Here is a 23,768-nt window from a genome sequence, read left to right on the forward strand (position 1 = left end):
AGCTCGAAATCGGCGGGACGCCCGCCTACCACTCTTTGCAGTCGATGCAGACGTGCTCGTCGCCGTCGGACCAGAGCCGATCGACGACCCGCCCGCACGCGGCGCATTCGACGCCCTCGGGACTCCACCGGTACGTCGACGACGCCGGTTCGACGTCGAGCGCGTCGTCGACTTGTCCGTCGGTGTCGTCACGGTCGGGCTGACCGGCGGTGTCGCCGGCGTCGGCCTGAACGTCGCTGTCGTCTGCGTCAGCCTGAATACCGCTGTCACATTCTTCGGCCGTGTCAGCAGACTCGTCGGTGGACGTTTCGGTGGACTCGTCGGTGGAAGCCTCGGCGAACTCGTCCAGTGACCGATCCCGATCCATACGTCCGAGAAGTGACGGCAGCGGCTTAGCCGTGGCGACTTTTCGAGCCGAGGGCGCGACCTTCTTAGCCGAGTATGCGTCCCGCCGAGAGCGTCGCTCTCCGACGGCATTCCCGCACACACATATACGATGACTTCCAACGGTCAGTATGGTCACGGTCATCGACTTCGTCGTGCAGTTGCTCACGAGTATCGTCGGCCTCGTCGACATCTTTCTCACGGACGTCGTCCTCGGCGTCGACCCCATCACCGCGATCTCGTTTCTGGTCGGTGCCGGGCTGACGACCTTCGCGGTCGGCTTCTTCGGCTACCTCGTGTTGGGTGCGCTGGTGAATCTACTGACGGGACTCGGATCGAGCGCACGCGAATCGACGCACTAGAGACGGTCGATCCACTGGGGAGACCGATCAGCCGCGGTTCGACCACGCGCGGATCGCCCGCCGGACGACGTCGGTCTCGACCTCGCGGAAGTGGGCGTCGCTCTCGCCGTGGTCGCCCCACTCGAAGTCGCGGACGACGACGACCGGCGTGCCGTCGTCGCCCTCGCCGGCGAGGAGGTTCGCGGCCGCGGCGAGCTCGTCGGCAACGCTCTCGACGGTGATTCCGAGTTCGCGGCCGTCCCTGTCGGTTTCGCCGCGCCAGTCACGCCCGGGGGCGAGCCCTGCCCAGCCGATCGCGACGCCGCGTTGGCCGTGACGGAACGGCCGTCCGCACGTGTCGGTGACGACGACGCGGTCGGCGGGCAGGCCCTCGCGGATCCGCGCGGCGCTCTCGGAGGGGTGCTTCGGCAGCAACAGCAGGTCCGCGCTGGGGACGTTCGAGCGGTCGATTCCGGCGTTGACGCCGATGTGCCCGAATCTGGTCTCGGTGAGGAGAAACGGGTTTTCTACGAGCACCTCGACGCTCTCTTCGAGGACTGCTTGCACGAACCACGGCGGCGGCCCCTCGTCGGTCTCCGCCGCCCGATTCGAGACGATCTCGCGGGCCCGCGGTCCGGCCGGGAACTCCGAGCGGTCGGCGGCGCGTCCCTCCGCCTTCGAGACGACCGTCGAGGCGACGCAGACGACATCGTCGGGACGGAGATCGACGCGCTCGCGGATCAGCGCCGCGAGATCGTGTCCGGGGCGGATCTCCGGGAGGTCGGGGACGGCGAACAGCTCCATAGCGGGGGCACTGCGCGCGCGGGCAAAAGCGGTCTGGTGCTGGACTCGCCTCCAGTGCTCGAGACCCCGACGAGCCCGCGTCGACCGCACCGAAACACCGTTTTCTCTCCCGCGCGAACGACGTCACGATGGCGCACGTGGTGACCTGCTTCGTCCGCAACCGGGCGCAGATCCTGCTCGCTCGCCGGAGCGAGGCGGCCGGAACCTACCGCGATCGGTGGGGCGGTGTGTCGGGCTACGTCGAAGGCGATCCCGCCGACGCCGAACGCGACGCGCGGCGCGAGCTCCGCGAGGAGGTCGGCCTAACGGACGCGGATCTCGAACTCGTCCGGAGCGGGGAGGCGCTCGTCGTCGACGACGACGGGCGGTCGTTCACCGTGCACCCGTTTCTCTTCGAGAGCGACACCCGAACACTGACCACCAACGAGGAGATCGCGGCCGTCGAGTGGGTCGATCCGATCACGATCCGAGACAGAGCGACGGTCCCGCGGCTCTGGGAGACGTGGCGGCGCGTCGCGCCGACCGTCGAGACGGTTCGCGGGGATCGAACCCACGGCTCGGCGTGGCTCTCGGCCCGCGCGCTCGAAGTGCTCCGGGACGTGGCCACCGAGGTTGCGAACACCGACGGGGACTGGCAGACGGTCGTCGCCGTCGCTCGCGACCTCCGCGACGCGCGCCCCGAGATGGCCGTCGTCGCCAACCGCGTGAACCGCGTGCTCGCGGCGGCCGTTCGGGCGGACTCGACTGATCCTGATCCGGAGACCGTCGTCGACGCCGCTATCTCTGTGCTTTCCGACGCATTCGACGCCGACGCCGCGGCGGCGGCGACGGCCGCGGAGCGCCTGCGATGCGACGGGGCGGACTCGATCGCGACGATCTCGCGCTCGGGGACCGTCCGCGAGGCGCTCTCGTTGCTCGACCGCGCCGAACCGGGGCTCTCGGACCTCGTCGTCGCTGAGTCGCGTCCCGAACGCGAGGGCGTCGCGGTCGCCGAGTGGGCCGCCGCCGAGACCGACGCCGCGGTCACGCTGACGACGGAGGCAGCGCTCCCGACGGCCCTCGACACCCGCGACGTCGACGCCGTCCTCGTCGGCGCGGACTCGGTGCTCCCGAACGGCGACGCGGTGAACAAGACCGGGACACGCGTGCTCGCGCTCGCCGCGCGGGAGGTCGGCACCCCGCTCTACGCCGTCGCCGCGACGGACAAGGTGCTGGCGGCGTCGGCGGCGGCGGTGGAAGCGAGCGCGACGGCCCGTTCCGATATCGAGTCGCCGGCAGCGGCCGTGTACGACGGCGACGCCGACGTCGCCGTCCACGCGCCGACGTTCGAGTTGACGCCCGCGGCGCTCGTCGACGGCGTCGCGACCGAGGCGGGCCTGCTGGACGACGCTGCGGTTCGGGAGGTGGCAGAAGAACACGCCGCGACCGCCTCTTGGGACGAGTGAGGCCGTCGATTCCGTCGTCCCAGCGCTCGAAGCGTGGGATACTTCACCCGTGCGGTCCCACTTTCAATCGGTGGCGATGACGAGGGTTACCCCCACTCAGCCCCTTGTGATGACAGCTTTTCACCGAGCCACCGTTACTGTCCGATGACGTGACGCGTCGGTCGATTCAATCGACGAACTTCAGCTTTAGCTGACGAACTTCAGCAAGTCGTCGCGCTTTTGCTCGTGAAAACGCGCCCGAAGCGCCTCGTTCAACGCGTCGATGTCGCCGCGCTTGGCGCTGATCGGCGCGATGGTCTCGCGCCACTGCTTCCACGGCGGGTGGAGTCCGAGGCGGTCGCAGAGGTCGTCTAGCCGCTCGTCGCGGTCGTCGACTTTGTCCATCTTGTTGACGGCGACGACGGTCGGCACGTCCAGTTCCCACAGGAAGTGAAACAGTTCGACGTCGTGGGGGATCTCGTCGGGGCCGGAGTGCCTGTCGATGATGTCGATCACGCTCTTTCCGTCGACGACCAACACGGCCGCGAGGACGTCGTCGGCGTTCGACTCGATGTAGCGGACGATGTCGGTTTTGATCTGCTCGCGGCGCTCCTCGTCAACGCCGGACATGAATCCGAAGCCGGGCAGATCGGTGAACATGAAGTTCTCCGATGTCCAATCGAAGTGGTTCGGCGACCGCGTCACGCCGGGCTTCCCGCCGGTCGTAAACTTCGAGTGGCCGGTCAACTCCCGCATCAGCGTCGACTTCCCGACGTTCGACCGGCCGACGAGGACGACCTCCTGACGGTCCGGACGATCTTCGAACATAGCCGGAAAACGCCCCGGCGTCGGTTAACGCTGACGTTCAGCGGTGGTCGATACCGCTCACAGGAGCCCCTCTTCGCGCGCTAACAGCACGCCTTCGAGCGTCGCGTCGTTCGGCGTCCCCGAGCGCACGGTGTCGAGCACCTCGTCTACGGGCACCGAACGGACCGAGAGAAATTCGTTTTCGTCGAGGTCGCGCTCGACGGGCGTGAGGTCCGTCGCGAAGACGTAACCGCGGTGGTGCCGGAGGACCCCAGTCGAGCACCAGACTGTCTCGAGGAGCGCGGCGGTTTCCGCGGCGAAGCCGGTCTCCTCGCGGAGTTCGCGCGTTGCGGCTCCGGTGAACGATTCGCCGCGCTCGACGATTCCCGCGGGAAGCTCCAGCTGTGTCTCGCGAATCGTGGGGCGGTACTGCTCGACGAAGACCAGCGAATCGTCCTCGACGGCAACGACGACGACCGCCGTCGCGAGCTCGGCCCAGTAGTAGCGCTTCGTCGACCCGTTCGGCTGCTCGACGAGGTCGTATCCACCGGTGTACCACCCGGTTTCGTACTCCGTCGCCGATTCGCGGACCGGCCACTCCGGCTCGGGCAACGGCTCGTGTCTGCGTCCGTCGTCGGGCATACGAGCGTGTCCGGTGGGCGTCGGCTTAACCGTGGTTACTCGCGGCACCGCCCGTCGCCAGCGGTCGCCGCCTGCCCCGTCTCTTCGCCTTCACTCCTCGCTTTCGAACCGCGGCCGATAGATCTCCCCGAACGCCTGTCGTCGGAGGGTTCCGACCGCGGCGTCGCGCTCGTTCTGGTACGTGGCGACGACGACCGCCTCGACGAACGGCGCGACGTGCCAGACCGCGCGGTCGACCTCGTCGCTGCCCTTGCGTTCGACATTGTATTCGGGGTGGTCGTCGACCCACGCCTCGAACTCCTCGACCGTCCCGACTGAAACGGCCAGCCGATCGGCGAAGAGCACGTTTCGGGCCCGCTGGACGACCTCGCTTGTCACTCTCTCGTGATATTCCTCGCGGTCGAACTCCATCGCCTTCGCCGTCTCTCGGACGACCTCCTGTGCGGTCGGGCCGACGGCCTCGAAGGCCGCTTCCGCCTCTTCGAGCGTCTCTGGCGACAGCGTTCCCTCGGTTTCCATACGCGTGGCTCGGCCGCTCGCGCACAAACGCTTTCGGTCTTCGATTCGGCGAGGGTTTATATGGGACAACGCGGCCAGATGTCCCGTGACGTAGAAACGGCCCCGCGTCGTGCTGCGGCTCGCCGCGTTTGCAACTGTGTTGCCATCCGATCGCACGTCAGCGTACGATCGATGGCCGCTGACTTGCAAACGCGGCGAGGTTGTTCGGCACAGCGGCGCGGGGACGGGTCGGAAACGGCGACGGCCCGACCGCGCGTGCCGACTGTTCGCCATCGCTGTCGCAATTAGTCTCGACTTTCGGTGTCGTCCTCGTCAGCGCTCGATTCGGCGTCTCGATCCGCGCCGTCCCCCTGCCCGAGCATCTCGGCGGTCAGCTCCCGTGCCTCTTCGAGGATCGCCTTCGTCTCCTCGTCGAGCGTTCCGCTCCCGGCCGCTGCGGCCAACTCTGGATCGATGCCGGTTGAACTCTCGGCGTCGCCGTGTCCGGAGCCGCGGCTGTGATCTCCGCGCCCGTGTTGGTGATCGTTTCCGCCGTGCCCGTGAGCCTGCGCGGTGTCCTCGAACACCTGCTCGTAATCCGTTTCGTCGGCGAGTTCGGCCACTTCCGGTGCGAGCTCCGATTCGCCGTGCGTCTCCCAGTCGGGGACGTGTTCGTCCAGCCACGTCTCGTGCTCGTCGCCGTGGACCATCGCGGTGAACGCGAGGTGGTTGGCGAGATGCGTCGCGTCCTGCTGGGGGCTCTCACAGACGGGACAGGCGAATCCCATAGCCGCGGGTACGGCGCGGGCGTACAAGTGCGTGTGGTTCCGGCGCTCTTTCCCGTGCCGAACACTGCACCGACGCCGAGTCGCTACACTGTCGAGCGCCACGAATCGACGTCGACGACGAGAATCAGCGCGTCCTCGCCGTCGCCGTAGTACCTCGATACGCGCCGCGTCGGCTCGAATCCCTCCTCGCGGTACAGCGACCGGGCGGCCTCGTTGCTCTCGCGGACCTCGAGTTTCACGACCGCCGCGCCGGCGAGCGCGAGGCCGAAGAGCGCCTCGCGAAGGAGTCGTCGGCCGATTCCCTTCCCTCGTGCCTCCGGGCGGACGGCGAGGTCTTTGATGTGACCGATGTCGTGGCCGTGATTCGGCATCACGTCGCCGACGACGTACCCGAGGAGCGTCTGCGGACCGTCGACGCCGTCGCCGACGGCGACCAGAAACGCCGGCGCGTCGAGGACTGATTCGAACGCCACGTAGGGCCACGGCTCCGAAAACGCGGTCCGTTCGATCCGGAGCACGTCGAGCAAGTCCGCGCGGTCGGCGGGGCGAACGGTGACCGTCGACGCGCCCGCGTGGTCGGGACCGTCGTGAGACCGTTGGACTTCCTCGTCGCCGGACGTGTCGCTCACGTCCTCGGCTACGAACCTGTGCGGCAAAAGTCCGCTGGCTCCGCATCGTGGGGGATCGCTCCGGGTCGAGTGCTGTCGCTCGCGTGGTAGCATCAAAAAAATCGTGTGGCCGGATTCGAGCGGTCCGCTCAGTCGTCGGCGGGGGCCGCGCCGCTGCCCTCTTGCTCGTACTGCTCCTTCGTGAGGCGGAGCTTGCCGCCCGCTTCGAGGATGCCGCGCTCGCGCTCGGAGGCGTCGAGTTCGGCGGTCGCTTCCCAGTCGTCGTTCACGCGGATGACGAACTCGGTCTCGCCGGAGGCGACGGCCTCGGCGACGTCGGTGACGATCTCGACGTTGTCTCCCTGCTCGATCTTCGCGTAGGTGTCCTCGTCGATCGCCAGCGGGACGATCCCGAAGTTAAACAGGTTCGCCTTGTGGATGCGGGCGAACGACTGCGCGAGGACGGCCTCGATGCCGAGGAACTGCGGGCACATCGCCGCGTGCTCGCGTGAGGAGCCCTGACCGTAGTTCTCGCCAGCGACGAGGACGCCGCCGGGGGAATCGAGCGCGCGCTGTGCGAACGTGTCGTCGACGCGCGAGAGCGTGAACTCCGAGAGCTTCTCGATGTTCGAGCGGTACTTGAGGATATCCGACGTGGCGGGGATGATGTGGTCCGTCGTGATGTTGTCCTCCATCTTCAGGAGCACCTCGCCCTCGATGTCGGATTCGAGCGGCTCGCCGATCGGCGCGGAGCCGATGTTCGGACCCTTGATGAGGTCGTCGTCAACGGCCTCGTCGGGCTCGATGATGTCGGTCTTCGACCCGTCGTACTTCTCGGGCAGTTCGACGCCGGGGGCTTCGAGGTCGCCGAGCTCCTCGGCGAGATCCCGGGGGTCGACGAGCTCGCCTTTGATCGCCGCGGCGGCGGCGACCTCCGGCGAGGAGAGGAAGACGGAGTCGTCTTCGATACCCGAGCGGCCCTCGAAGTTGCGGTTGAACGTCCGCACGGAGACGGAGTCCGAGGAGGGGACGTGACCGATGCCGATACAGGCACCACACGTCGCCTCCGAGAAGTTGACGCCGGCGGCCATCATCTCGGCGGTCCAGCCCTGACGGGCGAGGATCTCCGAGGCCTGCTTCGAGCCCGGCGCGACGATCATCTCGGTCTTCATGTCCACCTCGCGTCCCTCCAGCATCTTCGCGGCCGGGAGGATGTCCTCGTAGCCGCCGTTCGTACAGGAACCGACGATGACTTGCTCGACGGATTCGCCGGCGACCTCGCGGACGGGGACGACTTTGTCGGGCATCGACGGCATCGCCACGAGCGGCTCGATCTCCGAGAGGTCGATGACGATCTCGTCGGCGTACTCGGCGTCCTCGTCGGGCGAGAGCTCGACGTACTCGTCCTCACGGCCCTGTCGAGCGAGGTAGTCTCGCGTCTCCTCGTCGGTCGGGAAGATCGAGGAGGTCGCACCGAGCTCTGTGCCCATATTGGTGATCGTCGTCCGTTCGGGCACCGAGAGCGTCTCGACGCCGGGGCCGGTGTACTCGAAGACCTTGCCGACGCCGCCTTTCACCGAGAGGCGTCGCAGCATCTCGAGGATGACGTCCTTCGCGCTGGACCACTCGGGGAGCTCGCCTTCGAGTCGGACGTTGACGACTTCCGGCATCTCGACGTAGTACGCGCCGCCGCCCATCGCGACGGAGATGTCCAGTCCACCGGCACCGATCGCGAGCTGACCGAGCCCACCGGGCGTCGGCGTGTGGGAGTCCGAGCCGAGCAGCGTCTTCCCGGGCGCGGCGAAGTTCTCCTTGTGGACGTTGTGGCAGATGCCGTTGCCCGGGCGGGAGAAGTACGCGCCGTAGGTACCCGCTGCCGATCGCAGGAAGCGGTGGTCGTCGGTGTTCTTGAAGTCGAACTGGTACGTCTGGTGGTCGCAGTACTGCGCCGCCAGTTCGGTCTGCACTTCGTCGAGCTCCAGCGCCTCGAACTGCAGCCACACCATCGTTCCGGTCGTGTCCTGTGCGAGCACTTGGTCGATCTCGATCCCGATCTCCTCGCCGGGTTCGAGGTCGCCCTCGACGAGGTGGTCGTCGAGAATCTGTTCCGTGAGCGTCTGTCCCATAACGTCCGTGGATCGGCCGTCTACGATTATAAATCCCGCGTGTTTGAGGTCGGAGGTATGTCCCTTATACACATAGTTTGTCCTAATTCGATACGAACAGACACCGTCTCAGTCGGACGATTTTCGCCGTTCCCTCTGGACCCGTGTGCGTGATTCGACGACGTATTGTGTTGTTCCGACGAGGTCGGGGACGTGGAGAGGTCGCTCTCGAACGCGCCGAGAGCGACATCACTTTGCGCCCCCGCGTCGGCCATCCGGTATGTTCCGCGCTGGTTCCTTCGTCGCAACGCGCGTCGACCCCGTCGACGACGAGCAGGTACAGCCGAACGGCGTCGACCTCACCCTCGGTGACGTCCTCGAACAGGTCGAACCCGGACACGTCGGAGTCGACGGAAAGACGGTTGGGGATCGCGACCCGGTCGACGACACCGACGGCGTCTTCAGCCTCGATCCCGGCGGATACATCCTCCAGTACGCCGAGACGATCGCGATTCCCGACGGGCATATCGGCTTTCTCTACCCGCGGTCGACCCTGATGCGCAACTCCTGTATGCTCAATACCGCGGTCTGGGACGCCGGATACGAGGGAAAGGGCGAGGGACTGCTGCAGGTGCATCACCCGATTCACCTCGAACGCGGCGCGCGCGTCGCGCAACTTGTGCTCGCGGAGGCCGCTCACGACGAGGTCTACGACGGGTCGTATCAGGGCGAGCGGGTCGAACGCGGAGACGACGGCTAGCTCCCACGACACCCACAATCGAGCGGGGTTACCCAAAGGCACATTTACGACCGTCTCCAAGAACGGCCAACTGATGTCCCGGAGTCCATCCCTTCCAGATCGCCCTCGTCTGGACTTGGATCCAGAGATGTCGGACGCCGAGCGGTTATCGGCGATCCGCCAGCACTACGAGCGTCTCGTGACCGTCAACGACGAACTCGACGATCGGCTCTCGGCGGCGACCGATCAGCAGGAGGAACTGCGGGAGGAGGTCGAACAGCTGAAGCGGCGTAACGAGACGCTGAAGACGTCCTCGCTGTATCTCGCGACCGTCGAAGAACTCACAGACGACGGCATCGTGATCAAGCAGCACGGAAACAACCAAGAGGTACTCACCGAGGCGTCACCGCACCTCGACAGCGAACTGCAGGCGGGTGACCGCGTCGCGATCAACGACTCCTTCGCCATCCAGCAGCTGCTCGACGACGAGACGGACTCCCGCGCGCAGGCGATGGAGATCGACGCCTCGCCGTCGATCACCTACGACGACATCGGCGGGATCGACGAGCAGGTTCGGGAGGTCCGCGAGGCCGTCGAGGACCCGCTGACGAGTCCCGAGATGTTCGAGCAGGTCGGCATTCAGCCGCCGTCGGGCGTGCTGCTCTACGGCCCGCCGGGAACGGGGAAGACGATGCTCGCGAAGGCCGTCGCCAACGAGACCGACGCGACGTTCATCAAGATGGCCGGTTCCGAGTTGGTTCGAAAGTTCATCGGCGAGGGTGCCCGTCTCGTCCGCGACCTCTTCGATCTCGCGGCCGAACGCGAACCGGCGGTCATCTTCATCGACGAAATCGACGCCGTCGCCTCGAAACGGACGGACTCGAAGACCTCCGGCGACGCGGAGGTCCAACGGACGATGATGCAGCTGTTATCGGAGATGGACGGCTTCGACGACCGCGGCGACGTCCGCATCATCGCCGCGACCAACCGCTTCGATATGCTCGACGAGGCGATCCTCCGCCCCGGTCGCTTCGACCGCCTCATCGAGGTCCCCAAACCGACCGAAGAGGGCCGCGAGCAGGTCCTCGAGATCCACACCCGCGATATGAACGTCGACGACGACGTCGACTTCGAGGAGTTGGCGGCGGCGCTCGAAGACTACTCCGGGGCGGAGATCGCCGCACTGGCGACGGAGGCGGGGATGTTCGCCATCCGGGACGGCCGCACCGAAATCCGCCGACGCGACTTCGACGACGCCTACGACAAGATCGAAGACGCCGACGAGCAGACGACGATTCCCGGACCGACGACGTACCAGTACTGAGCTGCGTTCGCCGCCGACTCGATACTGGGTCCGATCCGTAACCGCTTATTCGCCGCGCGGTCGTTCTCCATTATGCACACGATCCGGATCGTTCGCGGCGTGGGCGATGCGCCCACGAAGATGGCCTCCTACGACGCCGCCCTCGCCGACGCGAACGTTCACAACTACAACCTCGTTCCCGTCTCCTCGGTCATTCCCGCCGACGCGACCGTCGAGGACGTCGACACCGCCCCGAACCTCGGCCCGGCCGGAAACCGCCTCACGGTCGTCGAAGCCCGATCGACCACCGGCGGCGTCGGCACCGTTTCGGCGGGTCTGGGCTGGACCACCGGCCCGGGTCCGGGGCTGTTTTACGAGGCCTCCGGCGAGGACCCCGACGCGGTGCGGCGAAGTGTCGAGGTCGGCCTCGCCGCCGGTCGCGACCTCCGCGAGTGGGAGTTCGACGAGCGGGAAGTCACCGTTACGACCGCCGAGGCCGACGGCGAGGGCTACACGACGGCGGTGACGCTCGCGGTCTACGGCGAGAGTGATTCGATATTCCGCTCCCCGCGAAAGTAGGCCGTTACGTCGGTCTTGCGGATCATCGATGGTTCTGCTGCCGCCGACGGGTTTATACGGCGTGTCCCCCTATTTTCGAGGACATCACGAAATGAATGGAAACAACCCGTACGCGGGCGCTCCCGGCGTCGTCGACGCGGGCCGTCCCGAGGACGTCGACCTCTCGGACGCACAGGTACGCAGACTCCGTACCGCCGTCGCAGGCATCGTTTCTCGCACGGAGGCGTACCTTCCCGAGGGCTACGTCGTCGGCTCCGAACTCTCCTACGGTGCGAACGGCCCGCAGGCCACCGTCGCGGTTCGTCCCCCCGCGGGGCACCCCGTCAGCGCCGGCTTCGCGCCCGACGAGGAGGACCTCGAATCGGGACTCACCGACGAGGACCGCGACGAGGTCGCCCGCGGTCTCGCCGCGAGCGCGGCGCTTCAAGTGATGAACACCGTCGGCGACGGGCTGACGCCAACCGCGCGGTAGCGTCTCGAATCAGTTCTCGGTTTTCGAGTTCGATCAACTCGATGGTCCGCGTCCCCGCAGGCTTCGCTCGGGGCGCGGCGCGTCGACGAACAAGCCGTATCCGAGCAGCAGCGCCGACGGGACACTGCCGAGACCAGCGGCCGCCGCGAGCGGCATATCGGTGAGGACGCCGCTACCGAGTCCCAAAAGCAGCGGGATCGGCAGTGCCGCCAAGAGGAGATCGTAGCGCGATACGCTCTGAGACCCATCCGTGGTTATCGACTCTGTGCGGCTCATAGGTACTCATCTCCGGTTAGAACTACTCGATCTTCAATTGTAAAACTTACTCCGGACAGGCGCACGCGTTCGCTCGAAGGCGGTGTAACGATAAAACTCAGCTACGCGAATAATATGCGAATACGGCGTGCCTCGGAGGTCGCTCAGCGAGGCGACGACCGACGAGCCCGCAGCGAGCTACTTCCCCCAAAACGGATCGCGCTTCCGGTGCTTGTCGAGGTAGCTCGTCAGCGCCTCCAGTTCGTCGGCGGGGATGTCGTCGGAGAGCTCCTGTTCGAGGATCTTCGCGTGCTTTTCGGGGAGGTCGATCCACAGCTCGTCGCCCTCGTCGATCTGGCGGCCCACCGTGGGCCCGTCGATGGCGACGGAGACCCGCGTCCCGGCGCGAGCCTCGGAGACGTCCTCGCCCTGCTCTTGGATCCCCGAGAGCTGGCCGACCCGCGTCGCCTCGTTGCCCTCCCACTTCACGACGTTCTGGTTGTTCTTCAGGGTTCCAGAGAGCACCTCGACGCCGACGACGGCCGGGTCCGACTGCCGGAAGACGTGATCTTCGAGGATTCGGAAGCGACACGGTCGAACGATCTTATCGAGGACCGTCTCCTGTTGTGCGCGCTCGATCGATTCGACGTGCTCTTCGTACTCCTCTATCAATTGATAAATCACGTCGTCGTCGAACAGTTTCACGTCGCTCTCGTCGAGTTCGCGCTCGGCGTTCGGGAGCACGTCGACGTTGAAGCCCAAGATTACGCGGTGTTTGTCCTCGTTGGCGGTCGAAGCGACGGCGATGTCTCGCGGGGCGATGTCGCCGACCTCCGCGCGGAGGATCGGAACCTCGGCCTCCCGCAGCGCGTTGGCCATCGCCTCGAGGCTCCCGAGCGTGTCGGCCTTGACGACGACGCCCTCCTCCTCGGTCGATACCTGAATCTCGGCGAGCTCGGACTCGACCTCCTCGATCACTTCCGCTATGTCGCGGTCGCGGACGACGCGGATCGGCGCGCCCGCCATCGCGTCGTCGAGTTCCGGCGCGGCGATCTTGATCCCCGCCGCCGCGCGGACCTCATCGACCTTGTCGAAGCGTTTCTCGACGCGGATTTCGGCGTTCGGTCGGGGTTGCAGAAGCGCCCGCACCTCGGTCACGATCGGGCCGTCGATCCCGCCGACGACGATTTTGTCGTCCGGGCGGACGCTGCCGTCGTAGAGGACGACGTCGACGGTCGCGCCGAAGCCCCGCTCGTCTTTGACTTCCAGCACCGTCCCCGCGCCGGGTCCGGTGACGTTGACGGCCATCTGCTCTTTCATATATCGCTGCGACAGTCCCATCAGCACGGCGAGCAGATCCGGCACGCCCTCGCTCGTGATCGCCGACAGCGGGACGACCCCGACGTTCTTGGTGAAGTTCTGGACGCGCCAGTACAGATCCGCCGAGAAGCCTTCATCGGACAAATCGCCGATGATCCGATAGAGGTTCTCGTCGAGTCGGCTCTTCGCGTTCTGCGATTGCTTCTCGTAGGTCGTCTGAATCGGCATCCCGTCGTTGGGATTCCAGCCCGGCGTCGTGTCGATCTTGTTGGCGGCGACGACGAACGGGGTTCCCGTCCGCTGGAGGATTTCGAGCGCCTCGATCGTCTGCGGTTGGAAGCCGTCGTTGACGTCGACGACGACGACGGCGATGTCCGCCAGCGCGCCGCCTCTGGACCGAAGCGTCGTGAACGAGTGGTGCCCGGGCGTGTCGATAAACAGCAGTCCGGGCAGGTCGAAATCCGTCGGGTCGACGAGGTCGCCCGCCATCTCCGAGACCGTTTCTAACGGGACCGCGGTCGCGCCGATGTGCTGGGTGATCGCACCCGCTTCGCCCTCGCTCACGGCGGAGCCGCGGATCGTATCGAGCAGCGTCGTCTTGCCGTGGTCGACGTGGCCGAGAACGGCGACAATCGGTGTCCGCAGGGCGTCCGGTTCGGCTGTCGAGGCGGCGTCGGCGTCGGTGTCAGACATAGAGAATCACCCCGGAGAAATTCCTTGTCGTAAATCACTGCTGGACTGTAGTTAAGTCCATCGTCATCCACAGACGACGCCGATCGCGTGGGCTTCGGCCGGCTCACGCACGGGCCGCAGGCGACTGTCACGGTTCGGTTCTCTGACGCCACGTTCGTCGATCCGTCGTCGTCGACCGCGTCGAGGACCGGATGTTCACACTGTCGGACGTACGTCCGTGAAGCATTTCGGACACTGGGTTCTGATACTCTTCACATAGACACCTCCGACAGAATCGGGCCCGTGGCGTTTATGTAATAAGACGCAGTAGCGTGGGGTATGCCAGACGAACTCGCTGAGGATCTCTCCGGGAAGGGCGTGATGGGGTCGAACGGTGCCCAACTCGGCGAGCTGTACAACATCGAGATGAACCTCAAAACGGGCGCTATCGGCGACCTGCTCGTCGCTCCCTACGAGGACGTCAACCCGAGCCAGCTCGGCTTCGAGACGGACACCGACGAACACGAGCAGATCGTTCGCATCCCCGTTTCGCGCGTACAGGACGTCAGAGACTACATCGTCGTTCAACCGTAATCTAAGGCACTGTCCGATGCAGATCCTCGATTCTTCGGCGTTCATCCACGAGTACCACACCACAGACGATATCGCCTCGATCCCGATGGTCCGCGAGGAGTTGGAGGGCGAGGCGTCGTACCGCTACGACGCCGACGAGGGCTCCGGGATGCACATCCACATTCCCGCCGCGGGCACCGTCGAGAAGATCCAGCGCGCCGCGGGCGAAACCGGGGACGCGGAGGCGCTTTCCGAGACTGACGTTCGCCTCTTGGCCGCCGCCTTCGAGCTCGACGCGGTCCTCGTCACCGACGACTACGCGATGCAGAACGTCGCCGACCACGTCGACATCGACGTGAAGATCATCGCGCGCGAGGGAATCTCCGAGAAGCGCGAGTGGACGTTCCAGTGTCAGGGCTGCGGCCGCGAGTTCGACGAGCACCGCGACCGCTGTCCGATCTGCGGCACGGAACTGGCGCGGAAGAACCCCGCGTAAGCCTGTCGGCGTATCCATTCACCCGACCGATTCGGTCAGCCGAGTATCCCGGTCGTCGTCGCGTAGAGTCCGACGAACTGGACGGTGTTAAACAAGCCGTGTACGACGGCCGGCACGACGAGGTTCTCGCTCTTTTCGTAGATCACGCCGAGCGTCCCGCCGAGCACGAGTATCGTCCCGAGCGTCACGAACAGTCCGTCGCCGCTGTACGAGGAGAGGTGCACGGCGGCGAAGATCGCGCTCGCGGCGACGATCGCGACGCGAGTGCCGTACGCCCGTCGAAACAGGCCTTGGACGATCCCGCGGAAGATCAGCTCCTCGGCCGGGCCGACGAGAAGCATCGTCACCGGAATCAGATACAGGAAGTAGACCGGCTGACCGCTGCCCTGTTGGGCGATTACGCTGTCGGCCCCCTGATATCCCAAAGCACTGAGGAGCGCCGACGAGCCGACGTACAGCGCGAGCAACGCGGCGAACCCGATCCCGAGCCACTTCAGATCTCCGCGCGTCGGGCGGCGAACGGGGACGAGATCCGACTGATCGGTGACGACGAGGTAGCCGACGCCCGCGACGCCGAAGCCGACGAACTGAAAGGCGCTCCGCAGCGCCAAGCCGAGCGCGCTCTCGCGAGCGATCCCGGCGGCGTCGATGAGCGGATACGCGAGCGAGACGGCGATCGACGCGAGGAGGACGACGAGCGCGACGACGACGAACGCCCCGCCGAGCGCGCGGAGATGCGTCCGCGGATCGCCGATCGAGGACGAACGGGCGTCGGAAGCCATTCTTGGACGGTGGTACGGTTTCAGCGCGAATAGGGATACCGATCTCACTCGTACGCGATAGATTCGGTTCGCGTTGTACGAGAACTTGAACAATGCATCTCTTGGCGTATCCGTGATTAATATTTAATAATGTAGGATGTGTGTCATCGGGTTATGAGCGTACTGGACACCCTGCGTCGATGGTGGGAACTCAACGTATGGTTTTTCGGACGACTCCACAGCGTTGCCGACGTGATCGCGGGGATTGCGTTCGTGCTTTTGATCCCGCTCGGAGTGCTCCTCTTCCAACGGCCATTGGGACTCACGATACCGCTTCCCGACGGGGCGGCTGCACCGCTGTATTACGCCTTCATCGCCGTTGTCGCGGTGTTTGCAGTTGCAGTGCTCCTTCAGACGATCGCCGCCCTTCGTGCGTTCTTTATGAAGGTGCATATCCAGATCCTCGATTTCCTCCGTGAGTAACGGGGAAGAACGGATGCTAAGCGGGATGCACCCGACTGTTTGCGTGACCCTTCCTCATGTCCGCACGCGGGCGATAGATCCTTTCACGCTGCACCCGTAGCGGTGCGTATGGGTGCCGACTGTCCGGATTGCGGTGTCTCACTCGTAGACGTTCCCGTCCCTGCGGACCTCCGGGGCTTCGCTCCGGACGAGGGTACCGTGATCTGGTGTTGTCCTCGTTGCCTCCGTACGTTTCCGATCGACGTGACGGATTCGAGAGAGACAGAACGCGACGCCGATCTCCCCGCGACGGTCCCGGACGGAGACGGCGGAGTCGCGTTGCTGCTTCTCGTGAATCTCCTCGATTCGCTCGCGCTCAACCGCGCGGCGGTCCAGTCGCTCCTCGACTACGCGGAGGCGTCGGGAACGGACGTTTTTCTCGCGCTCGATCGGCTCGCGGCCGACGACTCCGTCGACGCACGTGTCGATCTGGCGCGTCGTCGCCGACAGCTCGAATCGATGCTCGATTGCTGATCGGCTGGAAGTGTGTAAAGCGAACAGAGTGTTTCAGTGACAGGTAACCCGAATTGATCAAGACAGCCACCTTTTGCTGACTCGGGTGCCTCCGGCGCACCGCTTGTTGCAAAAAGCTGGACCAAAACGTGTCCGACTCCGCCGCCTTCGGCGGCTCCGTCGGGGAACCGCTCGCTCACTGGGTTCGCTCGCGGATGCTCAACACGCACGCTTATTTATGCAGCTAATTTGTCCCGAATGACCCTGAAATTACGTTTGAGGAACCACTCAGGATGGCGAGAGATATCGGGCAATCGTCGGAGTTGTTATCCGACGACTGAGTGGCTCGAAGAGCCCGGAAGGTCGCCGGTTTACTCGCCGAAGGCAAGGCCCAGAGCCGACCGAAGGGAGGCTCGCAGGCTTTTGGTGCAGATTTTACCAGCGAGCCGAAGGCGAGCGCAGTAAAAGGTGCGTTCTAGACGCCGGTAGAGTACCGCAGAATCCCGGCGATCCCACCGAACGCGTCGTAGAGCTGTTCGCCCTTCTCGAAATCAGTGGAGATGAACTTGGTCTCGGTGCCGCGCTGTTCGGCGATTCCCATCAGGTACTCGATCACGTCCTCGCGGTCGGTTTTCTCGGCCTCCTCGCCGCACTCGGTGCAGGTGTGTCCGGGATCGCCGTGTCGGCGGTCGACGACCTCGTACTCCTCGTGCTCGTTCGGGCACTCGTAGATTACGACGTCCGAGCGGAGGTCCTCCGAGAGGAGCAGTCGGTCGACCGAACCCATCATCAGGTTCTGTCGGGTGGGGCCGAACCCGTAGGTAGCCTCCTCGCCGGTGTGCAGTTTCTTGAAGAACTCTTCCATCTCGGATTTGTCCTTCATCACCTCTTGGTCGGCGAGGACCTCTTGAGCGGCGTCGACGAGGTCGTACAGCCCCGACTCGTCCGTGTAGGAGACGTCGAACTTCCCGACGACGATGTCGCCGACCTCGTGGTGGAGGTAGTCGCCGTCGAGGAACTCGTCTTTCGTCGGCGAGGGACCGCCCACGAGGACGCCGTCCATCTCGTGGCGCTTCGGGACGAACAGGTCGTTGGCCATCCCGGCGACCTCCTGATAGAAGTTGTCGATCGCTTCGAGCCGGAGGCGGGCGAACCGCTGGGCTGACTGGCCACCCTTCCGCTGCTTGCCGGGGACGAGCGACGACGCGGACTTGACGGGCTCGACGCGCTTGCCCTTCAGCCAGCCGACGTTCGCCTCGCGGCGGTCGAGGACGATCAGGCCGAACAGGCCCTTGTCGGTCAGCATATCCTCTAACGGCTCGGTGAGGAAGTCCGAGTCGCAGTGATAGCGGAACGACTGGATCGGCTCGGGCGGACTATCCAGCGCGCGCGTGACCATCTCGGTCTGGCCGCCGCCGGAGTTGACCGCGCCCGAGAAGAGGACGATGCCGTTGTCCGGGGGGAAGGTGTCGTAGTAGCGGAGCCGGTCTTTGATCGACGTCAGCGCGTCCTGCACGTTCGTCCGCGTCTGCTTGGACTTGATGTTGGACGCCTCCGAGTGCTCCTGGGTAACGTGGGCGACGACGTCGGAGATCTGCTTGTCCGGGGGGATGTAGATCGTGACGAGCTGCGTGCCGGAGCCCTCGTACTCTTTGAGCTCCTCGATGACCTTTCGGAACTCGTACTTCCGACGGTCCTCGTTCACCTCGTCGGCGTCGGTACTCATTACCCGTACTAGCCGCTCCAGCAGGTAAGTAACCTGCGACTACGGGCGAAACGGTGCGGTCGACGGGTCGGTCGGGGTCGGTGCGGTCGGCGTCGGGTCGGGGAACGCCGCCGCACGCGCCGATTATCAAACCGCCCGGTTCGCCGGACAGATTTATAAGCTCAACGCGGGAGTCACGGAACGAACCTATGGGTCGTGTCTACGCAGTCGTCAGTGCGAAGGGGGGTGTCGGCAAGACGACGACGGCGGCGAACCTCGCCGCCGCGTTGGCCGCCGCGGGATCGAGCGTCGCCGTCGTCGACGGCGATCTGGGGATGGCGAATCTCGCGAGCGCGCTCGGTGTCTCGCTCGGGGACGCCACGCTCCACGACGTCCTCGCCGGTGATGCCGACGTCGACGAATCGATTCTCGAGGGGCCGCACGGGCTGGCAGTCGTCCCCGGCTCGCCGGATCTCGACGCGTTCTCTCGGGCGGATCCGGACGAACTGGACGCCGTCCTCGCTGATCTCACCGAGGAGTACGAGTACGTTGTTCTCGACACCGGTGCGGGCCTCAGCAACGACACCGTCGTCCCGATGACGTTCGTCGACGAGGTGCTCTTGGTCTCGACGACGACGCGCGATTCCCTCGGCGACACCGACAAAACGCGCCAAGTCGCCGGACGCCTCGGCGTCAGCGTCGCGGGCGTCGCGCTCAACCGGGCCGACCGCGAGACGCTCGACCCGGAGTTCGTCAGCGACGTACTCGACGCGGAGATCCTCCAGATCGTGCCGGACGCGGCCGTGATTTCGCAGGCCGCCGAAGCGGGCGAACCGCTGACGACGTTCGCACCGGGCAGCGACGCGGCGTCGGCGTACCGCTCGCTCGCGGGACGTCTCACCGGCGATGCGAGCCTCGCCGACGAGCGCGACGAAACCGGTGAACTCGACGCACCCGACGAGAGCACTCACGCCGGCGGGACTGACCACTCCGACGAGGATGTCGCCGCCGACGTTTCCGAAGATGATGACGAGGGCGTCGACACCGACGAGGACCTCGACGACGAGGATTTCGACGCCGACGAGGAGGCGGACCCGGTTTCCGGGGACGAAGCAGTCTCAGCGGATGAGCCCCCCTCGGGGGGTGAGGCCTCCTCAAAGGATGAGGTTCTCTCAGAGGAGCAGTCCGTCTCGGATGACGAGGCCGCGGACGAGGACTCACCGACGAGCGATGAGGACATCGTCGTCGCGGGGGCCCACGAGGAGGACGGGCCCGGCGGCGACACCGATCCCTTGGCCGAATACGACGTCGGAGCCGATTCCGTCGACGAATCGAGCGCGGACTCGGCCGCGCCCGGTGTCGAATCCGACTCGGAGGACGACGGAACGGAATCCGACGACGACGAATCGGACCCGCTCGTCGAACCCGCGAGCGCGGACGAACTCACCGCCGCGAGCGACGACGCGGAGGCGGACGCCGACACCGGTGTCTACACGACGTCGCTGTCCGACGACATCGACGCGGCTGAAGGCCCCGAAGACGAGACGGGCGGCGATCCGGCCGGCGGTGTCGACAACGCGGACGCGACCGGCAAGGGGGCCGACGCCGTCGACGCGACCGGCGAGGGGGTCGACGATTCGGTGGACGCGACTGGTTCTTCAGAGGAAGACGTCGGGGAGGAAGACGCTGACGACGGAGCGCGGGACGAAGCGGCGGAGACAGACGAGACGGCCGACGACGACTCCGGGAAAAAGAAGGGCCTCTTCGGTCGATTCTTCGGATAGGCTAGCGCGCGGAAGCGGGAGCTTCTTTTATCCGGGAGCGGTGAGTCGTCGATATGGCAGAAACAGATTCGCGTGTCCCGTTCTGGTGGTTCATTCTGTTCGTCGTGTTGGCGCTCGGTGCCGGTGTTGCGACCGTGTTCGCCGTGGGTGGGGATCTGACGGGGATGATCGGCCCGTTCGCTTCGTTCGGTCCGTAAGCGGCTACCGATCTCGACGCCGAGACCGTCTCACATCGATTCGGGGGCCTCGATGCCGAGCGCGTCGAGCGCGTTGGCGACGGTGTGCCGCGACGCTTCGACCAGTCCGAGACGCGCCGCGGCGACCGCGTCGTCCTCCGCGTTGAGCACCGAACACTCCCGATAAAACGTGTTGAACGTCTCGGCGAACTCGCGGGCGAACGTGGCGACGACGTGCGGTTCGAGGTCCTCCGCGGCCTCCTCGATCACCGCGGGGAAGCGCGCGATGTCGGCAAGTAGTTCTCGCTCGGCGTCGGTGTCGAGCAGTGCGGTGTCGATCGCGGGCTCGATACCCGCGTCGGCCGCCTCGCCCTCGATGCCGCAACACCGCGCGTGAACGTACTGGACGTAGGGCGCGGACTGCGCCTCGAAGTCGAGCGCGCGCTCCCACTCGAAGGTGATTCCCTTGGTCGGCTGCTTCGAGACGATGTCGTAGCGGACCGCGCCGATGCCGACTTGGTGGGCGATCCGGTCGATGTCTTCCTCGCGCAGTTCGTCGTTTCTGACGCGCGAACCGAGCCGGTCTTCGACCTCCTCGCGGGCGCGTCGGATCGACTCGTCGAGCAGGTCGTCGAGGTCGACGCCGGTCCCCTCGCGGGTCGACATCCCGCCCTCGGGGAGGTTGACCCACGAGTAGAACGTCTGTCGAAGCTGGTCGGTGTCGTTGCCGAGGATTTCGAGCGCGGCTTCGAGCTGTTCGGCCTGCAGTTTGTGGTCCTCGCCGAGGACCGTTACCGCCTCGTCGTAGTTCTCGAACTTCCACTCGTGGTGGGCGAGATCTCTGGTGGTATACAGCGTGGTGTCGTCCGAGCGGAGGAACACGAGGTTCTTCTCCAGCCCGAACGCCGAAAGGTCCAGCTGCCACGCGTCTTCCTCGTAGACGGCGTGATCGGACGCCTTCAGCCGCGTGACGACGTCGTCGGCGGAGCCGTCGCGGATGAACCCCGTCTCCTTCACGAAGCGGTCGAACTCCGCGGGAAGCCGTTCGAGCGAGGCTCGCATCCCGCCGAGCACTTGATCGACGACGATCGCGACGCGCTCGTACGTCTCCTCGTCGCCGGCTTCGAGCCCCTGCATTATCTCGGCAATCTCCGCTTCCGCCGCCTCGACGACGTCGCCTTCGGCGTTCTCTAAGAACTCGTTACCCTTCCGGTAGTAGCGGACGAGGTCGTAGTCGGCGCGATCGCGCTCCGGCTCCGGCAGGTCCGACTCGTCGAACGTCTCGTAGGCCCACGTGAAGACGGCCACTTGGCGACCGGCGTCGTTGACGTAGTAGTGCCGTTCGACGTCGTTACCCGCGTAATCGAGGACGCGGGCGACCGCGTCGCCGAAGATAGGGTTGCGGGCGCGGCCGACGTGGACCGGACCGGTCGGGTTCGCGCTCGTGTGCTCGACGACGACGGACTTGCCCGTCGGCGGGAGCGTGCCGTAGTCCGCCGCGCGTCCCGCATCGAGCGTGTCGGCGTAGTAGGAGTCGGAAACATAGAAGTTCACGTAGGGTCCCTGCGTGTCGACGCGGCCGACGTACTCGCAGTCGCCGAGATCGATCGCGTCGGCGACGTCCTGTGCGACCGCGGGGGGTGCCGCACCCACCTCTCCGGCGAGGCGGAACGCGACGCTCGAAGCCAGCGTCGCCGGGACGTCCTCCGGCGGTTCCTCGACCCCGAGGTCGTCGGTCGGCAGGTCGAGCGCGTCGAGTGCCGCTTCGACCGCGTCCTCGACCTCCGAACGGAAGGCTCTGAACATACTCGCCGTTCAGCCACCGCGGCTAAAGGCCTTTCCGAACGCCCTCGGACGGCGCTGCTGGGTGGCTCCCGAACGTCACCGTCGCCGGGATCGACGCCTTTAGGAGTCGGAGACCACAACTTCGTGATACCTCCTACAATCGAGACTCTGCGGGCGATGTCGCGAATTTTTCGCGTTCACTCCGCTCTTCCCATCACAATTCTGGAACACGTTCCAAAGTCGTTATGCTTAACACGAACGGCCTCGAATTACGGACAATGTCAGAATCGGCAGTCTCCGCCGTCGGCCACGACGAGTTGGCGGCGCTGAAATTCGTCGCACTCGAAGGCGCGCTTTCGGCCCCCGTCAAGATCTCCTGTTCGGCTCTCGCCGACCGCCTCGACGCCTCGAACCAGACGGCCTCGCGTCGGCTCCAACGGCTCGAACAGGCGGGTCACGTCGAGCGCGACGTCGTTGCCGACGGGCAGTGGGTATCGCTGACGGAATCGGGCGAGGCGGCGCTCCACCGCGAGTACGCGCACTACCGGCGCATCTTCGACGGAACCGATCCGTCGACTGTCGACCTCGACGGCACGGTCACGAGCGGGATGGGCGAAGGACGGCACTACATTTCGCTGTCCGGCTATATGGAGCAGTTCGCGGAGCGACTCGGGTACGAGCCGTTCGCCGGCACGCTCAACGTCGATCTCGACGAGGAGAGCGTCAGGGCCCGCTCGGCCGTCTCCTCGCTCTCCGGCGTCCCAATCGACGGCTGGGAGGACGACGAGCGGACGTTCGGCCCCGCGACGTGCTACGCGGCGACGGTCGAATACGACGGCGAGGTCGCCGAGACCGCTCACATCATCGTTCCCGAGCGGACGCACCACGACGAGACACAACTGGAGGTCATCGCTCCCGTTCGGCTCCGCGACACGCTCGATCTGGAAGACGGCGATGTCGTGACCGTCAGCGTGGAGGCGGTAGAATGACGCGGACGACGACCGACATCGCGCCCGAGAGCGCCCGGGAGACCGACCGAGACGGCGACAGCGTCGTCGAGCACCCAGACGCCGACAGCACTCTCGATCGTGAGGCTGACCACGCAGTCGACCGCGCGCTCGCCGCCTTCCGGCGCGGCGAACCCGTCCTCGTCCACGACGCCGCGGACCGGGAGGGCGAGACGGACATCGTCTATCCGGCGAACGCGGTCGACGCCGCGGCCGTCGCCCGACTTCGCCGCGACGCGGGCGGGCTGGTCTGCACGGCCGTCTCCGATACCGTCGCCGACGCCGTCGGCCTGCCGTTCCTCGAAGACGAACTCGAACACCCCGCCGCGGCCGATCACGACCTCGCGTACGACGACCGCTCGTCGTTCTCGCTGCCGGTGAACCACCGCGAGACGTTCACGGGCATCACCGACGACGACCGCGCGCTCACGATTCGTCGGCTCGGCGAAGCCGCAGAACGCGTCGAACGGCGCGAAAGCGACTACGACGCCGAGGCGTTCGCCGACGAGTTCCGGACGCCGGGACACGTCCACGTCCTCCGTGGCGCGCCCGATCTCCTCGCGGATCGCCGCGGCCACACCGAACTGGGACTGGCGCTCGCCGACGCCGCGGACCTCCCGCCCGCGGTCGTCGTCTGCGAGATGCTCGACGCCGACACCGGCGGCGCTCGAACGCCCACCGACGCGGCGGCGTACGCTCGCGAAAACGACCTCGTCTACGTCGAAGGCGCAGACATCATCGACCGGCTGGGTTGATCACCGAGGA

General features: G+C 65.9%; 27 protein-coding genes. 14 read left to right on the forward strand and 13 right to left on the reverse strand.

The genetic code is table 11. The features are described from left to right. Positions 1 to 25: 25 nt before the first annotated feature. The gene (locus tag U5919_RS11360) at positions 26 to 367 is read right to left on the reverse strand and encodes a DUF7573 domain-containing protein (RefSeq protein ID WP_336024395.1); all 342 of its coding nucleotides are present in this window, start codon (positions 365 to 367) and stop codon (positions 26 to 28) included. Between the two features lie 148 nt (positions 368 to 515). Here U5919_RS11360 and U5919_RS11365 point away from each other — a divergent pair, with 148 nt between their 5' ends. Further along, positions 516 to 746, forward strand: coding sequence for a DUF8024 family protein (locus U5919_RS11365; protein ID WP_336024397.1), 231 nt, complete (start codon positions 516 to 518; stop codon positions 744 to 746). Positions 747 to 773: 27 nt separating this feature from the next. On the opposite strand, the gene U5919_RS11370 is transcribed toward U5919_RS11365, so the two are convergent. Further along, positions 774 to 1,529, reverse strand: coding sequence for a coenzyme F420-0:L-glutamate ligase (locus U5919_RS11370; protein WP_336024399.1), 756 nt, complete (start codon positions 1,527 to 1,529; stop codon positions 774 to 776). 128 nt (positions 1,530 to 1,657) lie between these two features. Here U5919_RS11370 and U5919_RS11375 point away from each other — a divergent pair, with 128 nt between their 5' ends. Further along, positions 1,658 to 2,974, forward strand: a complete 1,317-nt coding sequence (locus U5919_RS11375; RefSeq protein ID WP_336024400.1) for an eIF2B alpha/beta/delta subunit family protein — start codon at positions 1,658 to 1,660, stop codon at positions 2,972 to 2,974. A gap of 186 nt (positions 2,975 to 3,160) precedes the next feature. On the opposite strand, the gene engB is transcribed toward U5919_RS11375, so the two are convergent. From engB to U5919_RS11405, 6 genes are all read right to left on the reverse strand, one after another. Further along, a complete protein-coding gene (gene engB, locus U5919_RS11380) occupies positions 3,161 to 3,781 on the reverse strand; it encodes a GTP-binding protein EngB (RefSeq protein ID WP_336024401.1) in 621 nt (206 codons plus the stop codon). Positions 3,782 to 3,838: 57 nt separating this feature from the next. Then, positions 3,839 to 4,402 (reverse strand): NUDIX hydrolase, encoded by a 564-nt coding sequence (locus U5919_RS11385; protein WP_336024403.1) that lies wholly within the window; start codon positions 4,400 to 4,402, stop codon positions 3,839 to 3,841. 90 nt (positions 4,403 to 4,492) lie between these two features. Continuing rightward, complete coding sequence (locus U5919_RS11390; RefSeq protein ID WP_336024406.1) at positions 4,493 to 4,921, reverse strand: DUF5809 family protein; 429 nt, start codon at positions 4,919 to 4,921, stop codon at positions 4,493 to 4,495. Positions 4,922 to 5,205: 284 nt separating this feature from the next. Continuing rightward, a complete protein-coding gene (locus U5919_RS11395; protein ID WP_336024408.1) occupies positions 5,206 to 5,688 on the reverse strand; it encodes a DUF5810 domain-containing protein in 483 nt (160 codons plus the stop codon). A gap of 83 nt (positions 5,689 to 5,771) precedes the next feature. Next, positions 5,772 to 6,317 (reverse strand): ribosomal protein S18-alanine N-acetyltransferase, encoded by a 546-nt coding sequence (gene rimI / locus U5919_RS11400; protein WP_425604219.1) that lies wholly within the window; start codon positions 6,315 to 6,317, stop codon positions 5,772 to 5,774. A gap of 128 nt (positions 6,318 to 6,445) precedes the next feature. Then, the gene (locus U5919_RS11405) at positions 6,446 to 8,422 is read right to left on the reverse strand and encodes an aconitate hydratase (RefSeq protein ID WP_336024410.1); all 1,977 of its coding nucleotides are present in this window, start codon (positions 8,420 to 8,422) and stop codon (positions 6,446 to 6,448) included. Between the two features lie 259 nt (positions 8,423 to 8,681). On the opposite strand from U5919_RS11405, the gene U5919_RS11410 reads away from it, so the two are divergent. The 4 genes from U5919_RS11410 to U5919_RS11425 all read left to right on the forward strand — a co-directional run bounded on the left by U5919_RS11410 (position 8,682) and on the right by U5919_RS11425 (position 11,494). Further along, entirely contained in the window at positions 8,682 to 9,161 is a 480-nt protein-coding gene (locus tag U5919_RS11410) for a deoxyuridine 5'-triphosphate nucleotidohydrolase (RefSeq protein ID WP_336024412.1), read from the forward strand. A 73-nt stretch (positions 9,162 to 9,234) separates the two neighbouring features. Further along, a complete protein-coding gene (gene pan2 / locus U5919_RS11415; RefSeq protein WP_336024415.1) occupies positions 9,235 to 10,464 on the forward strand; it encodes a proteasome-activating nucleotidase Pan2 in 1,230 nt (409 codons plus the stop codon). 72 nt (positions 10,465 to 10,536) lie between these two features. Then, the gene (locus U5919_RS11420) at positions 10,537 to 11,022 is read left to right on the forward strand and encodes a pyruvoyl-dependent arginine decarboxylase (RefSeq protein ID WP_336024417.1); all 486 of its coding nucleotides are present in this window, start codon (positions 10,537 to 10,539) and stop codon (positions 11,020 to 11,022) included. Positions 11,023 to 11,113: 91 nt separating this feature from the next. After that, positions 11,114 to 11,494, forward strand: a complete 381-nt coding sequence (locus U5919_RS11425; RefSeq protein ID WP_336024418.1) for a DUF5811 family protein — start codon at positions 11,114 to 11,116, stop codon at positions 11,492 to 11,494. Between the two features lie 33 nt (positions 11,495 to 11,527). Here the strand turns inward: U5919_RS11425 and U5919_RS11430 are convergent, their stop codons facing one another. Further along, positions 11,528 to 11,770, reverse strand: a complete 243-nt coding sequence (locus U5919_RS11430; protein ID WP_336024420.1) for a DUF8015 family protein — start codon at positions 11,768 to 11,770, stop codon at positions 11,528 to 11,530. Positions 11,771 to 11,947: 177 nt separating this feature from the next. Next, positions 11,948 to 13,762 (reverse strand): translation initiation factor IF-2, encoded by a 1,815-nt coding sequence (gene infB / locus U5919_RS11435; RefSeq protein WP_336024422.1) that lies wholly within the window; start codon positions 13,760 to 13,762, stop codon positions 11,948 to 11,950. 318 nt (positions 13,763 to 14,080) lie between these two features. Between infB and U5919_RS11440 the strand changes: the two genes are divergently transcribed. Further along, a complete protein-coding gene (locus tag U5919_RS11440; protein WP_336024424.1) occupies positions 14,081 to 14,335 on the forward strand; it encodes a PRC-barrel domain-containing protein in 255 nt (84 codons plus the stop codon). Between the two features lie 16 nt (positions 14,336 to 14,351). Next, positions 14,352 to 14,810, forward strand: coding sequence for an NOB1 family endonuclease (locus U5919_RS11445; RefSeq protein WP_336024426.1), 459 nt, complete (start codon positions 14,352 to 14,354; stop codon positions 14,808 to 14,810). A 35-nt stretch (positions 14,811 to 14,845) separates the two neighbouring features. On the opposite strand, the gene U5919_RS11450 is transcribed toward U5919_RS11445, so the two are convergent. Then, the gene (locus U5919_RS11450; protein WP_336024427.1) at positions 14,846 to 15,592 is read right to left on the reverse strand and encodes a CPBP family intramembrane glutamic endopeptidase; all 747 of its coding nucleotides are present in this window, start codon (positions 15,590 to 15,592) and stop codon (positions 14,846 to 14,848) included. Positions 15,593 to 15,745: 153 nt separating this feature from the next. Here U5919_RS11450 and U5919_RS11455 point away from each other — a divergent pair, with 153 nt between their 5' ends. Further along, positions 15,746 to 16,054 (forward strand): hypothetical protein, encoded by a 309-nt coding sequence (locus tag U5919_RS11455; RefSeq protein WP_336024429.1) that lies wholly within the window; start codon positions 15,746 to 15,748, stop codon positions 16,052 to 16,054. A gap of 108 nt (positions 16,055 to 16,162) precedes the next feature. Next, positions 16,163 to 16,567 (forward strand): DUF6276 family protein, encoded by a 405-nt coding sequence (locus U5919_RS11460; RefSeq protein ID WP_336024431.1) that lies wholly within the window; start codon positions 16,163 to 16,165, stop codon positions 16,565 to 16,567. Between the two features lie 454 nt (positions 16,568 to 17,021). Here U5919_RS11460 and prf1 read toward each other — a convergent pair whose 3' ends face one another. Then, positions 17,022 to 18,272, reverse strand: coding sequence for a peptide chain release factor aRF-1 (gene prf1 / locus U5919_RS11465; RefSeq protein ID WP_336024432.1), 1,251 nt, complete (start codon positions 18,270 to 18,272; stop codon positions 17,022 to 17,024). A gap of 188 nt (positions 18,273 to 18,460) precedes the next feature. On the opposite strand from prf1, the gene minD reads away from it, so the two are divergent. Both minD and U5919_RS11475 read left to right on the forward strand, forming a co-directional pair. Then, complete coding sequence (gene minD / locus U5919_RS11470; RefSeq protein ID WP_336024433.1) at positions 18,461 to 20,035, forward strand: cell division ATPase MinD; 1,575 nt, start codon at positions 18,461 to 18,463, stop codon at positions 20,033 to 20,035. Positions 20,036 to 20,088: 53 nt separating this feature from the next. Then, entirely contained in the window at positions 20,089 to 20,232 is a 144-nt protein-coding gene (locus U5919_RS11475; RefSeq protein ID WP_336024435.1) for a hypothetical protein, read from the forward strand. A gap of 30 nt (positions 20,233 to 20,262) precedes the next feature. On the opposite strand, the gene argS is transcribed toward U5919_RS11475, so the two are convergent. Further along, positions 20,263 to 22,017 (reverse strand): arginine--tRNA ligase, encoded by a 1,755-nt coding sequence (gene argS, locus U5919_RS11480; RefSeq protein WP_336024436.1) that lies wholly within the window; start codon positions 22,015 to 22,017, stop codon positions 20,263 to 20,265. A 257-nt stretch (positions 22,018 to 22,274) separates the two neighbouring features. On the opposite strand from argS, the gene U5919_RS11485 reads away from it, so the two are divergent. Both U5919_RS11485 and ribB read left to right on the forward strand, forming a co-directional pair. Beyond that, positions 22,275 to 22,985 (forward strand): DUF120 domain-containing protein, encoded by a 711-nt coding sequence (locus U5919_RS11485; RefSeq protein ID WP_336024437.1) that lies wholly within the window; start codon positions 22,275 to 22,277, stop codon positions 22,983 to 22,985. After that, positions 22,982 to 23,758, forward strand: a complete 777-nt coding sequence (gene ribB / locus U5919_RS11490; protein WP_336024438.1) for a 3,4-dihydroxy-2-butanone-4-phosphate synthase — start codon at positions 22,982 to 22,984, stop codon at positions 23,756 to 23,758. Before U5919_RS11485 ends, ribB begins: the two co-directional genes overlap by 4 nt. Positions 23,759 to 23,768: the final 10 nt, after the last annotated feature.

Source organism: Halobellus sp. LT62 (assembly GCF_037031285.1).
GTDB classification, from domain to species: domain Archaea; phylum Halobacteriota; class Halobacteria; order Halobacteriales; family Haloferacaceae; genus Haloquadratum; species Haloquadratum salinisoli.

Excerpts from the sequence above, each read along its gene's own strand:
- U5919_RS11445 (WP_336024426.1), top strand. The coding sequence starts at position 14,352 with ATGCAGATCCTCGATTCTTCGGCGTTCATCCACGAGTACCACACCACA.
- U5919_RS11450 (WP_336024427.1), bottom strand. The coding sequence starts at position 15,592 with ATGGCTTCCGACGCCCGTTCGTCCTCGATCGGCGATCCGCGGACGCAT.
- prf1 (WP_336024432.1), bottom strand. The coding sequence starts at position 18,272 with ATGAGTACCGACGCCGACGAGGTGAACGAGGACCGTCGGAAGTACGAG.
- U5919_RS11430 (WP_336024420.1), bottom strand. The coding sequence starts at position 11,770 with ATGAGCCGCACAGAGTCGATAACCACGGATGGGTCTCAGAGCGTATCG.
- U5919_RS11385 (WP_336024403.1), bottom strand. The coding sequence starts at position 4,402 with ATGCCCGACGACGGACGCAGACACGAGCCGTTGCCCGAGCCGGAGTGG.
- U5919_RS11485 (WP_336024437.1), top strand. The coding sequence starts at position 22,275 with ATGTCAGAATCGGCAGTCTCCGCCGTCGGCCACGACGAGTTGGCGGCG.
- engB (WP_336024401.1), bottom strand. The coding sequence starts at position 3,781 with ATGTTCGAAGATCGTCCGGACCGTCAGGAGGTCGTCCTCGTCGGCCGG.
- U5919_RS11475 (WP_336024435.1), top strand. The coding sequence starts at position 20,089 with ATGGCAGAAACAGATTCGCGTGTCCCGTTCTGGTGGTTCATTCTGTTC.
- U5919_RS11390 (WP_336024406.1), bottom strand. The coding sequence starts at position 4,921 with ATGGAAACCGAGGGAACGCTGTCGCCAGAGACGCTCGAAGAGGCGGAA.
- U5919_RS11375 (WP_336024400.1), top strand. The coding sequence starts at position 1,658 with ATGGCGCACGTGGTGACCTGCTTCGTCCGCAACCGGGCGCAGATCCTG.
- U5919_RS11405 (WP_336024410.1), bottom strand. The coding sequence starts at position 8,422 with ATGGGACAGACGCTCACGGAACAGATTCTCGACGACCACCTCGTCGAG.
- U5919_RS11365 (WP_336024397.1), top strand. The coding sequence starts at position 516 with ATGGTCACGGTCATCGACTTCGTCGTGCAGTTGCTCACGAGTATCGTC.
- U5919_RS11420 (WP_336024417.1), top strand. The coding sequence starts at position 10,537 with ATGCACACGATCCGGATCGTTCGCGGCGTGGGCGATGCGCCCACGAAG.
- U5919_RS11460 (WP_336024431.1), top strand. The coding sequence starts at position 16,163 with ATGGGTGCCGACTGTCCGGATTGCGGTGTCTCACTCGTAGACGTTCCC.
- ribB (WP_336024438.1), top strand. The coding sequence starts at position 22,982 with ATGACGCGGACGACGACCGACATCGCGCCCGAGAGCGCCCGGGAGACC.
- U5919_RS11455 (WP_336024429.1), top strand. The coding sequence starts at position 15,746 with ATGAGCGTACTGGACACCCTGCGTCGATGGTGGGAACTCAACGTATGG.
- infB (WP_336024422.1), bottom strand. The coding sequence starts at position 13,762 with ATGTCTGACACCGACGCCGACGCCGCCTCGACAGCCGAACCGGACGCC.
- pan2 (WP_336024415.1), top strand. The coding sequence starts at position 9,235 with ATGTCCCGGAGTCCATCCCTTCCAGATCGCCCTCGTCTGGACTTGGAT.
- U5919_RS11440 (WP_336024424.1), top strand. The coding sequence starts at position 14,081 with ATGCCAGACGAACTCGCTGAGGATCTCTCCGGGAAGGGCGTGATGGGG.
- minD (WP_336024433.1), top strand. The coding sequence starts at position 18,461 with ATGGGTCGTGTCTACGCAGTCGTCAGTGCGAAGGGGGGTGTCGGCAAG.
- U5919_RS11425 (WP_336024418.1), top strand. The coding sequence starts at position 11,114 with ATGAATGGAAACAACCCGTACGCGGGCGCTCCCGGCGTCGTCGACGCG.
- argS (WP_336024436.1), bottom strand. The coding sequence starts at position 22,017 with ATGTTCAGAGCCTTCCGTTCGGAGGTCGAGGACGCGGTCGAAGCGGCA.
- U5919_RS11360 (WP_336024395.1), bottom strand. The coding sequence starts at position 367 with ATGGATCGGGATCGGTCACTGGACGAGTTCGCCGAGGCTTCCACCGAC.
- U5919_RS11395 (WP_336024408.1), bottom strand. The coding sequence starts at position 5,688 with ATGGGATTCGCCTGTCCCGTCTGTGAGAGCCCCCAGCAGGACGCGACG.
- U5919_RS11370 (WP_336024399.1), bottom strand. The coding sequence starts at position 1,529 with ATGGAGCTGTTCGCCGTCCCCGACCTCCCGGAGATCCGCCCCGGACAC.
- U5919_RS11410 (WP_336024412.1), top strand. The coding sequence starts at position 8,682 with ATGTTCCGCGCTGGTTCCTTCGTCGCAACGCGCGTCGACCCCGTCGAC.